The 13,150-nt window shown below is 58.7% G+C and carries 10 protein-coding genes; 3 read left to right on the plus strand and 7 right to left on the minus strand.

Going from position 1 to position 13,150, the window contains the following annotated elements; all coding sequences use genetic code 11:
• Positions 1-6 precede the first annotated feature (6 nt).
• The 4 genes from RBB31_RS06050 to RBB31_RS06065 form a co-directional block, all read right to left on the minus strand.
• Positions 7-3,492, minus strand: coding sequence for a phospholipase D family protein (locus RBB31_RS06050; RefSeq protein WP_306128368.1), 3,486 nt, complete (start codon positions 3,490-3,492; stop codon positions 7-9).
• A 320-nt stretch (positions 3,493-3,812) separates the two neighbouring features.
• Positions 3,813-4,712 carry a plasmid partitioning protein RepB C-terminal domain-containing protein gene (locus RBB31_RS06055; RefSeq protein ID WP_306128369.1) on the minus strand — a complete coding sequence of 300 codons (900 nt, stop codon included), beginning with the start codon at positions 4,710-4,712 and terminating at the stop codon, positions 3,813-3,815.
• Positions 4,712-5,602, minus strand: coding sequence for a plasmid partitioning protein RepB C-terminal domain-containing protein (locus RBB31_RS06060; protein WP_306128370.1), 891 nt, complete (start codon positions 5,600-5,602; stop codon positions 4,712-4,714). Before RBB31_RS06060 ends, RBB31_RS06055 begins: the two co-directional genes overlap by 1 nt.
• A complete protein-coding gene (locus RBB31_RS06065) occupies positions 5,602-7,143 on the minus strand; it encodes a recombinase family protein (protein WP_306128426.1) in 1,542 nt (513 codons plus the stop codon). Before RBB31_RS06065 ends, RBB31_RS06060 begins: the two co-directional genes overlap by 1 nt.
• 136 nt (positions 7,144-7,279) lie before the next feature.
• Between RBB31_RS06065 and RBB31_RS06070 the strand changes: the two genes are divergently transcribed.
• The gene (locus tag RBB31_RS06070; RefSeq protein ID WP_306128371.1) at positions 7,280-7,654 is read left to right on the plus strand and encodes a hypothetical protein; all 375 of its coding nucleotides are present in this window, start codon (positions 7,280-7,282) and stop codon (positions 7,652-7,654) included.
• 509 nt (positions 7,655-8,163) lie between these two features.
• On the opposite strand, the gene RBB31_RS06075 is transcribed toward RBB31_RS06070, so the two are convergent.
• Genes RBB31_RS06075 through RBB31_RS06085 form a run of 3 tightly spaced genes read right to left on the minus strand, consistent with a single transcriptional unit; the run spans position 8,164 to position 10,509 of the window.
• Positions 8,164-8,361: a DUF2190 family protein gene (locus RBB31_RS06075; protein ID WP_306128372.1), complete on the minus strand. Its 198-nt coding sequence runs from the start codon at positions 8,359-8,361 to the stop codon at positions 8,164-8,166.
• A 16-nt stretch (positions 8,362-8,377) separates the two neighbouring features.
• Positions 8,378-9,334 carry an acyl-CoA dehydrogenase family protein gene (locus RBB31_RS06080; RefSeq protein ID WP_306128373.1) on the minus strand — a complete coding sequence of 319 codons (957 nt, stop codon included), beginning with the start codon at positions 9,332-9,334 and terminating at the stop codon, positions 8,378-8,380.
• Positions 9,331-10,509 (minus strand): CaiB/BaiF CoA-transferase family protein, encoded by a 1,179-nt coding sequence (locus tag RBB31_RS06085; RefSeq protein WP_306128374.1) that lies wholly within the window; start codon positions 10,507-10,509, stop codon positions 9,331-9,333. Before RBB31_RS06085 ends, RBB31_RS06080 begins: the two co-directional genes overlap by 4 nt.
• 80 nt (positions 10,510-10,589) lie before the next feature.
• Here RBB31_RS06085 and RBB31_RS06090 point away from each other — a divergent pair, with 80 nt between their 5' ends.
• Positions 10,590-11,510, plus strand: a complete 921-nt coding sequence (locus RBB31_RS06090; RefSeq protein ID WP_306128375.1) for a LysR family transcriptional regulator — start codon at positions 10,590-10,592, stop codon at positions 11,508-11,510.
• 281 nt (positions 11,511-11,791) lie between these two features.
• Entirely contained in the window at positions 11,792-13,090 is a 1,299-nt protein-coding gene (locus RBB31_RS06095; protein WP_306128376.1) for an MFS transporter, read from the plus strand.
• Positions 13,091-13,150: the final 60 nt, after the last annotated feature.

A 13,150-nucleotide genomic window follows, 5' to 3' on the forward strand; every position in this document is an offset into this window, starting at 1 on the left:
AAGGTGTCATTGCTTCACCTGAAAAATCACAGCAATCCTGTCCAGAATTTGTGTATTTGCATTTCGCGATGCCTTTTCTGCAGCCCCCAGCAAATCTTCCATTCGGGCGCGGACTTCCGAGAGCGTCTCCGATGGCTGCTGCTCAAAGAAACCATAAATCGCATCAATCCCCAGATAATCCGGGATCTCTCGTTCCTTTTCGCTGCGCTGGCTAACGTCTTTCTTGGCTTCAATCCAATAGGGGTCGAGTTCCTGGGCCCAGGTCTCCGCTAGCTTTTCAAGCGACGGGAGCGTCAAATGCCCGAGCCGGTTGTAGCCTTGGTTCTTGGAAGGGCCGGACGAGAGAAACCTGTCCAAAGACTCTAGAAGTGACACCGTGCGCTCGGGACGAATATCCCAGTGTGCCAGACCTTCCAAAGTCGGCTGAAGGCCCTCGATCACGGAACTGAGCTCGGTTTCTGTCGGTCGGTCCTGGTGTTTTCCGGCCTTAACGGTCTCGCCATAGGCCTCGCGCAGCAGCCGCGTCACTTCTGGCTGATCCCGGATGATTTCTTGTCGATCGCCTGTCTCGCGGACCGCCAACAGCCGGGGTGGCAAATAGGACGCCTCGACCAACGAGGGCGATCGCCCACCTAGGGCAATGATTGTCATCGGTGTCTTGCCGGCGAGAAGACACAGCTCAGCGCCCCAAAGGCTTTGAGGCTTAATGCGCTCCATAGACTGGAGGAGATCGTCTGGCAGCTTGCGCCGCATGTCTTCAACCAGATCGTAGAGGTTGTTTCGGCGAAGCGGCCGCGGTTTCTTGTGCTGCTCCAGGATCAGGTCTGTCAGATCGCCGGCAGAGAATTCCAGATACTCGTCTGCGAGATCTGAAGCACCGACCCCCGAAAGCAGAGCGATAGACTCGATGCGATCACGGCCTTTTTTGTCAGACGACAGGACGAGCCCAGGCAGATCGAAGGTGGTGTAAGTGATCTTGGAATGCGGGCTGTCGATGCGGTCGATTCGCCCCAGGCCCTGGAGCATGCTCTTGATGTCCGAAGTAACGCCGACGATGCCCAGGGCGCGTGCGCGCTGGAGGTTGATGCCTTCCGCCATTTGAAAGGTCATGAACATGGCTCGGCGACTGTCGTCGGACGTCTTCTTGCCGTCGAGAGCCAAGTATTCTTGGGCTTCTGCACCATTTCGAGCGACGGTAATGCCGGTACCAGGTCCCAGTTTGTGATTGGCAGCCACAAGGATCACATCGGGTTTTGGGCCCTTGCGGGAAGACAGAAGGCGCGCGTAGACCTCCAGAACGCCAATCCGTTCAGAAAGGAAAATCACTTGCCGATGCTGATTCAGCATCTCCGCCATATGTTCGGCGCGCTGCTCATCGATCGCATCAAGTTCCGGGCTCTGCAGCAATTCACCGATACGGTCGCAAATCGGCGTCGTCGAGCGTTTGTCGAGAGGGAGCTCGCCGCTCTTCGGTGTAATAGTGATCGTTGCGGTCTTCCCACCGCGGCTTTCACGTTCTGAGCGCCTAAGGCTCTCGCCAATCGACGTGCGGCCGCGCGCATCTGCATCTGCGGCCCGCCTGCGTTCCCAATCTTCCCGGGCGAAGGTGATTGACGACCTCAAGATCGCCAGAAAGTTCCGAATGTGGATCCGCGCCTTGTCATGAAAGCGGACTTCCGTATGACCTGCTCGTTTTGGGTCGGCAGATACAAGGGTTGTACCTGTCGAGATGCTCTCAGCCAGTCTTCTGATTTCGTCGAGGATGGCCGATTGTGCGGGCGTGAGTTCAGCGTCTATCCGGATGCTTTCGATCTCAGGGTACGCGTAGATGTCTGGTCCGCGTTTCTTGGACTCTCCGACGCAATGGCGCTGACGCCGAACCACATAGGGTGCCAATGCATCCGCCATGTCGGCTTGGATTTCGCGCGGATCGAGCCGCTTGCCCGCAAGTCGTTCTTCTGCGTCTTCGATTGGTTGGGCGAGGTCTGCTTCGGACAGGAACATGTCTTCCATGCCAGACCGCTGACGATCCTCGAAGTTCTGCTTAAGAGTGCGGAGAGCATTCAACTCTGATGCTCTCTCGCGTCCTCGCTTGAGGTTGTCGTTGATCCTCGCTGTGATTTCGGGGGGCACATAGATCGAGGCGCGTCGTTCATGAAAGGCGAGCAATCCATCTAGGCCCTGGTTCCCCATCAGGGTCGCTGACAGGCACGAAGTCCAGATCGCAGGGCTTTGTTCGAAGACGAGGGAACGTCTCGACGGGGCGAGATAGCGGGAGTTCAATCGATGACTCTCGTCCACGATCATGGAAGCGGAAGATCGGACGCCTCGGTTGATCTCCTCAAGTTCCTCGGCCTCTTCGCCTTTGCTGCGTGAAAGATGGCTGTGCTTGATGAGATTGAGGTTTGCTGGCTTGCTCTTGTCCCAATTGCGAAAGACGCTGGCCGGAATGATGCCGAGCGCGCCATTGCGCGTTTGGTCAGGACGTTCATTCCCATGTCTGAGAACGACGCTCGAGTGCATCGTCGGCAAGACAGTCGCCAAGTGCTTTCCGATGTCGGTCTTTCCTGCACCTGTCGGTGCTTCGACAAATGCAAACCCGTGTTCGTAGGCTGTCCCCGAGGCTTCGTAGACGAGATCGGTCTGAAACGGCAGCGGCGGTCGCCCAGCGGCGCCGTCACCGCTAACACGCCAGGGCGAAAAGGATGTCATTTCGTGAACCGTTCGGGCGAGAGCTTCTTCGGCGCTCACGGGTCGCAGAAGGGCACGCAAGATCTCAAGAGCCTGTTCGGTCCAGTCGGTGCCAAGCGTCCAGAAGTCTTCAGCGACCGCAAGACGCGATGTGGCAAGATCGGGGAAAGCTTGAAGATCGTCGACGTACTCGAGGTTGCGTCTAAGGCCGCCGACCGAGAAGTTGGCGCTGCCGGCGAGCGCGCCTGCGTCACTGATGAAGAGCTTCGCGTGAAGCATCGCGTGGGTGCGCCCGAACCGCTCCCGAGCTAAATCACTATCGAAGATACGAAGCGAGATCGCTCCCGATGCGATCGCATCGTAAGCAAGGACAGCCCGCAACTCGTCGAGTGAGCGTAGCGAAAGCCCTCGCGTTTCAAGGAAATAGTCCCGGGCCTCTTCCGAGAGCCCGCGTCCGCTTCCTTCGAGGCGGCCTTGGTTGTCGGTATTCGTTCCAAATATGATCCGGATCGTTTCAGGGGGCTCAGATACAATGCTGGGCCGAACACGAAGGATGATCGACATCGCGGACAAAAAGTCCTGATATCCGGTCACGACGAGAGCGTTTGGTCCGTTCAGATTGCGCTCAACGAGTTCTCGGACAGATCGTTCCCCATTAGTCGCCCAGACCAGTTTATGGTCGGTGGCGCTTTCGGCCGAGGGCGTTGGCTCAACATCGACGTCCACAGCCTCTTGCTCGCGTTCCTTGGAACCACGAAACAAAAACCTTGATATGAAACTGTCTGCTCGCTCGCGCGCCATTCCGGTCACCTCGCAAGCAGTCTAGCGGTTCAAATGATTCCTCCAACCCATTGAATTCGGAACAATTCGCACACGGTAGGAAAGATTGATGAGCCGGAACGTCTTTCCTTCGGGTCAGTCGCTCCGGCTCCCATGCGAGGTAATTCTCGCGAGTCTGGCCGAGTGGATAATCTCGGCGTGGTGGGCCCCGCACGGGATCGCCGCCATCCCCACCGCCGCACTTGATCCGCCCCACCGTGCGGCGTCTCCTACGGTCCCCGCGCTTCTATGGGTCCGGGTCCCCGAATGCAGCCCAGCCGAAATTGACCGAACTGCTCGGATTAGGAGGCCAGGGCCTCCGTCTCCGTGATCTTTTCGAACTCAGGCAGAAACTCGGGATGATACATCTCTAGATACCGCGTGACGCGTGCATTGGTGATGAGCTTGGAGACGTAGCCACGCGCGAGAACCAGATCGAGGTGATCACTGCCGTATGTGTCCTCGACCAGGCGCAACTCTCGTTCCAAATTCGCGGACTCGCGCTCCATCAGCTCGAGTTGCTGGCGGGAGATCCCTTTCACAGCTTTCGGCTTCTCCGGATCTTTCAACTGGCTGGCGGGCGTCGCAGCCAAAAGTGAACGGGCGTAATTGACGGTGTATTTGTTCATCGTCACCATCAATTCTGCAGCCTCGATCTGACGCATCGGCTTCATCTTTTTGAGAACGCGGAATCCAGTGAGAGACACTTGCTTGTCCTTCAGGAGTTCAGCTGCCTCTGGACAGATCCCATCCAAAAGCCTCTTCTTTTCTTGCAGAGATTTGACATTCACGTTGAGCGCCCGGGCCAGCCGCTCTTCAGGCACGCCGCGTTCGAGCGCCTTCAGGATCATCTTGTGTTCCTGAATGGTGGCAAGGCGGCTGATGCGCTTGTTGTAGGTGAAGGCTTCGTCGTCTGACGATACCTGACACGGCGCATTCTGCTCGCCGAGGTCGGTCAAGATCGCAAGTCGCACGTGCCCATCGAGCAGCATGAATTTCTCGGGATCGGATTGGTCGCGGACGACGACCAGTGGCTCGACAAGCCCGACTTCCTTGATGGAAGCGACGACCTGGCGGTATTTCACCGTGTCCTTGGTTTCTTTCCGAACGGCGTAAAGCGGGCAGATCTGCTCAAGCGGCAGCTGAATGAGATCTTTCTCAAACGCCATGTTGATCGATTTGGAGCGTCCGGATCGTGCCATCAGAGGTCTCCCGTTCGAGCGGCCAGGCGGTCAGAGAGGTTCTTTGGAATCGTCGCCAATCCTTCGGCCCTGAGCAGGGTGACAAAGTTTTCGTCATTCAGGAGTTTGCGAAGGGCCTCCGTGATGAACATCAGCTCGTTGCGCGTTGCTGTCGCTTTTCGGAGCAGCACCTGCTTCTTTTCAACGTCGTTCTGATAGGTGCGGATCAAGCTTTCGACCGACAGCGTTCGTCTCTTCTTTCGGTCTGCGCTCGGTTGTCCTTTCCCGTATTGCTGACGGGCCTCGACTAGGCGTTTCGCGGCCATCAGTCGGCCTCCGCGCAGCTGGTTGTTCTCATAGGCCTGGCGCAGGACGTCCTGCACTTCCGTATCTTTTGCCTCAGCGATATCAACGGCAACGCTGACGGGAAGCTTTCCGCTCTCAACGGCTCTGAGCAGTCTGTGCTCACCGCTCTCGAGGAGCCGAAGGACACCGCGGACATACTTGAGAGAGAGCTGGGTCTTGCGCGCGATCTCCGGGCCAGAATAGCCGCGCTCCTTCAAGCCTTTGATATCGCGCAGAAGGTCGAGCGCCCGATGCTGTCGGCGTGCCAGGTTCTCCACGAGGCTCATCACCAGGCAGTCTTCGCTGCTGGCGTCGATGACGATCGCCGGGATTTCTGATTGGCCAAGCTCCTGGAAAGCCTCCAGCCGCCCTTGGCCACAGACCAGATCGTATCGCAAGCCATCCTCGCTCTGTCGCGCGGCAACGGTGATCGGCCGTTTCAACCCGAGCTCGGCGATGTTGTCGACGATCTCTCTGAAAGCCTTTCGGTTCCTCACGCGCGGGTTTACCACGGTGATGCGATCCATCGGGATCAATTCGGCGGCTTGGGGTTGCGCGTCAGCCATCAGGCCACCTGCGGTACTGGGACGTGAACCGCCATGTCGAACAACCGGTCCAGCGTCTCAAAACGATAGGCATCGAGCGACAAGCCGTTGTGCTCGGCCAGGCGGATGCGGGGGAGGGTCATGTCGAGGCTCGGGAGCAGGTAGTAATCGAGCGGCCGTTGGTTGGGTCGGTCCATACGCACGGCAATCGTAATGTCAGGCTTTAGGCTCATGTCGAAGCGGATATTCCACCGCAGAGAGCCCGCATTGGTTTCACTGCATCGGACGATGACCAGGGAGGCAGTGAATTCGCCGTTGATGGTGAGCAGGTCTGTTCGGGGATGCCGTTCGACGCTGTCGCCCGAAGCTTCGATGCCGGCAATCGTCTCGGCGACAATGTCCGGGTGGAGCTCGCGCAAGCGCCGATTAATTTCGATGTACCTGTAGTCTCGATCTGGCTTGAACCCGACCAACTGGTAGGCGCGGAGCAGGCTTCCAAAACGGGATCGATAAGCGCTGCTTGAGGGGAGCGCTTCGGCTTCGTCTATGACGAGACCAGACAGAAAGCCCTCGGCCTCGAACACCTCTTTCAATCCCTCGAGCATTTCGTCGTCGGTGAGCTTGGTCGATCGCGCGCTGATGATGGCGTTGGCGGCTGCAAACAGATCCCGATCAACGATCCCCTCGAAGGCGCCCTCGGCGCGAACCCAGATGTCGGGATCGTTTTGGACCCGTCGCTTCTTCAGTTTGAAGGAGCTCCGGTTCCAGACGTTGTTGCCGATGTATTTCTCGTTGACCAGGATTTGATGGACGGTCCCGCGGGTCCAGGCGCGGTCGAGGTCCGTTAGAATGCCGCGGATATTCAATGCCTCGGCGATTTCGGTCTCGGACTTTCGATCTACCACGAAGGCTTGGAAGATCTCTTGGACGATGCCGATCTCTTCGGCTGGGCCCGGGACAAGGGTGACACGATCCGTCTGAATGCTTTTGTGCTCGCCACGCTCCAGAATGCCTTTCGCGACCCCATGCTCGTCGATCAGCATGCGCCGCAAGCCGAAGCCGGGCGGACCTCCCTGGCGATAGCCAAGTTCAATCAGGCGGCATTGGCCAGTGAAGACCTTCTGCGAAAGCTCGCGGCTGTACTCTCCCGCCATTGCGCGCTTGACGCCCTTGACGATCGTTGAGACCGGGCTGCCGTCGTTTTCGAACTGTTCGGCGCAGTAGATGACGGAGATGCCGGCGCGTTTGCAGATGTATTCGTAATAGGCGCTCTCGTCCGCATCCTGAAACCGGCCCCAGCGGCTGATGTCGTACACCAGCACGGCCTCGTAATCCGCGCGGCCGGATTGAATGTCATCGATGAGCTGCTTGAGCCCATCGCGGCCCTGGATCCTTAAGCCGCTCTTACCCTCGTCCGAATACGTGCGGACGATCTCGATCCCGCGCTGCTCAGCGTAATGCGCGATCGCGTCCGACTGGTTCTCGGTCGAATAGCGTTGGTGCTCGGTCGACATCCGGACGTATTGAGCGGCGCGCCGAGGCTGAGCTCCCCTTGGCGCCATTGCGCCTTCGTCATGTCCGTCCCTCCAGCTCAAGAACCGAGCCTTTCATTTTTGGCCTTCGACAAGTCACGGGAAATGCCTGTGATTCCATGGGGCCGAAGCATAGACGCGGAGGTTCGGAAAAATGTTTCCTAAGATGGGCAAGACTTTTCCAGATAACGACGAACGGAAGGTCGATCGATTAAAATACCAAATGGCAATTGCAGCCGCGCTGAAGCGGGAACTCGGCGGATCTCATCGGGCGATCAAGATCGTGATGCGCTGGACGGGTGTCTCGGAGCGAACGGCCAAGAACTGGCTTGCGGGCTCCCACGGTCCGGCTGGAGAGCACCTGGTCGAACTCATGCGGAATTCGAACCAGGTGTTGGCAGCCGTGCTCTCACTGGCCGGGCGAGGCGAGTTGAAGATAGGGGCGGGACTTCACGAAACCCGCGAGACCCTCCTTCAGTTGCTTCAGGTCTTGGACGGCATTCTCGGAACTTCCGAGGCAGGGGCTGATGAAAACGAGTAGGCAGCGTTTCGCGCGAGGTGCGCGGCACTCCTGAGTAGAGCGACGTTCAGTTTGAAACCGCTGCGCTCGATCAAAATCGATAAAATTTAAAAAGTTAGAATGTCGCCCGGAGTTCGCCGCGTGTTCTCGCGTGCCGCTATTTTTGTAGAGACTGGTTCGCATTGGTCTCCCAGCACCGCCATCCACTCTTTTGACAGCAATAGAATCAAACCCTTAGGGGTCAGATTGTCAAACCTTCGGACTGGGTTTGACAATGTTCGTTCGCGTTTCCTTCTCTTCCAGCGCCTTCATCCCTTCCGTTGCTAGTCGCTTACGGTCGGCTGCGGCGGTGTATCGGGCTGAGGATGCGGCTATAAATCCGTTTCGGGCCGGGCATGAAGCCGTCGGCCATCATTCTGTCAAAGGTATTGGGAGACACCCCGGCATAAGCAGCCGCTTCAACCCGCGACAGAAGTCGCGCGGTCGGAGCGGGCAACGCTCTATGTCGGGCCGCGGTGTGCATATCAACCTCAGAACGTGCCGTTGAGCCGGACGTGCACCGATGCGGACGGGTTGCCAGCTTCAGAGACGGCGATGCCAATCTTGGTGTTGCCGCTGGCTGTGCTGCTAACGGCCCCATCTGAGGTACGGAAATAGACCGCATCGCCAACGGCTAATTCATCGGTTGAGACTTTCGGCATTTCGAAAACACCGGCCGTGACCAGCACCAGCGGCTCGCCTATCTCAGCGTTGCCAGGAGGCCATCGCAGTCTTGCCAGTGGCATCCATGACAGTCGCCTGCATCGCCAGCGCACGGGCAGCGGCCAGTTCTGTGGCGCTGTCGGCCAGCATCCATTGAAGCCCTTGGAATTCCGCAATCGCATGACCGCTGACCTGCCGTTCCTTGGCATAAGAAATCGCGGCTTTCAGCGCGGCGTCCGCGATACCCGTCGCCTGCGCGGCAACCTCGATCCGGCCATTGTCCAAAACCTTCATCGCGGTTCGGAAACCCGTGCCTTCGTCACCCAGACGGTTTTCTTCCGGCACCCAGCAATCAAAGCTGATTCCAAAAACATGCCCGCCTTTCAGGCCCATCGTCTTTTCATGCGGCGCGACGGACACGCCTTCGGTTTTCTTCGTTTCAACGATAAAGGCGCTGACGCCCCGCGCGCCCGCATCAGGGTCGGTCTTGGCATAGACCACCATGAAATCCGCCGCCCCAGCGTTCGAGATGAAGCATTTAGACCCCTTGATCCGGTATCCAGCCCCTTCGCGCTTCGCCGTCGTGCGCATGTCGGCGGGGTTCGATCCGGCCTGCGGTTCAGTCAGTGCAAACGCGCCCAGCGACGTGCCCGCCGCGGCATCCGGCAGAATGCGCGCCTGCAGATCAGCATCGGCGCCCAACAACAGAGAGTCCGTAGCCAGAAAATGCGCTGTCAGCATCGACCCGGTTGAGCCACATGCGCCCGCAATCGCCTCGACCGCCGCATAAAGGGCGGGGCCGGACAACCCGATGCCGCCGTGATCTTCTGGCAGGTTCAGACCCAGCAATCCCATTTCGGCCATCGCGTTCAGATGGACGGTAGCAAACAACGCGTTCTCGTCGATCTCCGCAGCTCTTGGGGCCAGAACCTCGGTCGAAAACCGCTCGATCTGCGCGACCAGTACGCGTTCATCATCGCTCATCGGATAAGTGGTCATGCGTTCTGCTCCTTGTTCAGAGTGTTCAAAATATCGTCAGCATCTGCGTTCAACGCAGGGGCCGATTTGCGCCCGCCGCGCCCTACGCCGCTGAAATGCACTGGCTGTTCAGGGACGTTCAAAATACCCAGATCAGGATGCGTGACCTCTGACGCCAGCCCGCGTTCAACAGCCTGCGGCGAGGCCCAGGCCTGTGCCACGGACTGAATGCTGGACGCCGGAATGCCCGCCGCTGACAGCAGATCAACCACCTCGTCCACAGGCAGTCCGCCCGCCCATCCGTCGATATACTCGGCCAAGGCAGGCTCGTTTTCACGGCGCAGCGTATCAGTGGTGAAGCGCGCATCCTGCGCCAGATCAGGCTGGCCGATCACCTCGCAGAAAGTCTCAAACAGCCGGTCGTTCAGAACCGCCAGCGCAAAATGCCCGTCGCTCGCCGGATAGGTCCCGAAGGGGGAGGACAGCGGATGGCGGTTGCCCGTGCGCACCGGGGCCTCGCCCCCCATCAGAGTGCGGCAGGCCAAAATCGGCATCATCGACACCAGGCCGTCAAACAGTGCCACATCCACATGACGCCCGTGCCCGGTGCGACAGCGTTCGAACAGGGCAACCATCGTCCCCCACGCGGCATACAGGCCACCCGACACATCGCCCAACGCCTCGCCCACCATTGTCGGCGCGCCATCGGGTTCGCCAGTCGCGTCCATCAGTCCGCTCATGGCCTGAACTATTATGTCATAGGCGGGCTTTTTCGTATTTGGGCCGGTCTGACCAAACCCGGACACAGAGACATAGACCAGATGCGGAAACGCTTCTCTCAGAGCATCATAGCTCAGGCCCAGTTTCTCCATCACGCCGGGGCGAAAGTTTTCGATCAACACGTCACACTCCGCCAACAGCAACTTGACCGTCGCAATCGCATCGGGCGACTTCAGATCCAACGCGATCGAGCGCTTGCCTCGGTTGATGGCCTGAAACAACAGGCTTTCGCCATCCTTGAATGGGCCGATATGGCGGTAATCGTCGCCGTGGGCGGCTTCGACCTTGATCACATCCGCGCCCAAATCGGCCATCATCGCCGTGCAATAGGGGCCTGCCAGAACACGGGTGAAATCGAGCACCCTGACACCGCTCAGGGGGTGGGATGCTTTGGAGATGGGGGTCTGCGTGGGCATATGATCCTCCGGTATTGACCGGTTGAGCATAGGAGCAATCATGCTATAAGGAGAAATATAGGTTACTGATAGACCAATAAATGCAGGCTATACCCATCAGCCTTCGCCAGATCGACTATGTCATCGCCGCCGCCGAGGCTGGCAGCACCGCCGCCGCCGCGCGGGTGCTGAATGTCTCGCAACCGTCGGTGTCGCTGGCGATTGCCAAAATCGAAGCTCACTTCGGCCGCCCACTATTCGCTCGCAGCGCAGGCCAAGGCATCGCGCCCACTGCCTTCGGGCTGCGAAAGCTCGGGGCCTTGCGCAGCCTGCGCGCGCAGGCGCAAACGGTGCTTGACCAAGAGAACAGCGGGGCAGACGAACTGAACCTTGGAGTCTTCTCGACCCTTGGCCCACGTTACGCACCTGCTCTTGTCAACGGATTTCAAAAGACCAATCCCACGGCAGCAATCAAGCTGCACGAAGGCGATCTTGATACTCTGACCCGATGGCTGGAAACCGGCCGCATCGACCTGGCACTTATCTATGATTTCGGTCTGCCTTCATCGCTTGATATCACGCCGCTGGCCGATGTACGCCCCTACGGGCTGGTTGCGCGCACCCATTCGCTGTCGGGGCGGCGGACCGTTGCTATGGCCGACTTGCTGACCGATCCCCTTATTCTGATGAGCCTGCCGCACAGCCGCGATTATTTCCTGACACTGGCTCAGATGAACGGGATCCGTCCCCGTATCGCGCATGAGACCGGCTCGGTCGAGATGTTGCGCGCCATGGTCGCCAATCACATGGGCGTGGGACTTCTGGCCACCGATATCGCGCAGGACACAGCCTGCGACGGTCAGCCCGTCACCCGGTTGGAGTTGTCAGACCCACTCGTGCCCCACCGCATCGCGCTGGCGCGTGCACCGCATCCCCATACCGCGCCGCTCGTGGCGGCCTTTCAGGAGCATGTGGCCTTCGCCTTTAACTTGTCATCCAATGTGGCCACCCACGCGTTGTGATCACAGCCAAGCTCCGCCGAGCGTAGATCATCGCGTACGCAAAGGCCGCAACAACTCGATCGAAGGGCTACACCAACTGACGCGGCAACGACCGGGGCCCTGGTCGTGCAACCGCGGAGAAGCCAAAGAGCTAGGCGCAGGCGCGCAATGGCGAAAGAATTGTTTGCCTACGACGAGGTGCTATTTAAAGGCAACTAGGCTCATGCGAGAAAACCAGGGACAAGAGAGCAAGTGCTAGCCTTCAGATTTTCATCCCTCAGGGTTCGAGTTAACGTGCAGTCGTGATAAGAAGTTTGCTGCCATTGACAGCCCTGCTGATGGGCTCTGCTTTTCTTGTGTTCGCCGGTGGCGTTAACGGTTTGATTTTGCCGATCCGTGGCGAGGCTGAAGGTTTCACGGCTTCTTCTTTGGGCCTGCTGGGGACGGGATGGGCGGTTGGCTATGTGGCCGGGTGCTTACGTACCCCCGTACTCGTAGCCCGGGTCGGGCATATCCGAGCGTTTGGGGCCATGTGTGCGATAGCAGCAATCGCGGTGCTCTTGTCGCTGATACTCATTACGCCCTGGATATGGATTCCCGTTAGAGCATTTTCCGGCTTCTGCTTTGCCGGTGCGGCAATGATCGTGGAAAGCTGGCTGAATGAAAGATCGGAAGCCAAGTCGCGAGGACGCGTCTTTGGTATCTACACGATGGTCAATCTCGCTTCGACGACCGCTGGCCAAATGGTGCTTACGCTCGGCGATGCAACAGGCTTCTTGTTCTTCGTTCTTGCGGCAATGGTTTATTGTCTCGCCCTCTTGCCCACTGCGATCAGCGCGACCACGACGCCACGTCCGCTGACGCAGGTCTCACTTGATCTCCCAAAGCTTTGGCGAAACTCGCCGATCGCCGTGTTCGCAGTTCTGATGGTTGGGATATCAAATTCGGCGTTCGGTACGCTTGCCGCGGTTTACGCCGCGCGTATTGGACTATCGCTTGGCGACATTGCGCTCTTCGCGAGCATTCCTATCCTGGCGGGCGCCGCCAGCCAGATCCCTGTCGGTATCGCATCGGATCGCTTCGACCGTCGAAAGGTTCTGATAGCGTTGGCTATAGTCGCCATAGCAGCGGATTCGCTGTTTCTGTTTGCCGGTATTGCACAAGCGGCTACCGTGCTTGCCCTGTCGGCGCTCTTCGGGGCCACGGTGTTTGCAATGTATCCCGTCATCGTGGCGCATGCGAACGATCATGCGGACCCGGGTGCTTTCATTCAGGTTAGCGGAGGCCTGCTGCTTGTATACGGAATCGGTTCGATTATTGGTCCGGCAGGCGCAGGGGTCCTGATGACGTCGTTCGGAGAGGCGATGTTATTTTCCGTGACCGGGGCCGCGCATGTGTTTCTTGTACTGTATGCTCTGCTGAGAATCCGGGTTGCCCCTCCGGTTGCGCCCGCCAACAAGGGCGTGTTTCAAGCCGCGCCACTCGCCCGTGCCTCGACACCCGAAACTGCGGCGTTTGCCACCGATCAGACCGCCATGGATCCCGATCAGGGAACTGCGCAATCAGAGGCCAATGGAACGGTCCGCGAGGGGCGGGAATGAAATTCACAAAGCTATCGAAAACTCTAGCTCACCCACTTAAGGTGTGCCCTTCGTCCTCAA

The organism is Roseovarius sp. MMSF_3350, from assembly GCF_030733425.1.
In the GTDB taxonomy this organism is placed as follows: Bacteria; Pseudomonadota; Alphaproteobacteria; order Rhodobacterales; family Rhodobacteraceae; genus Roseovarius.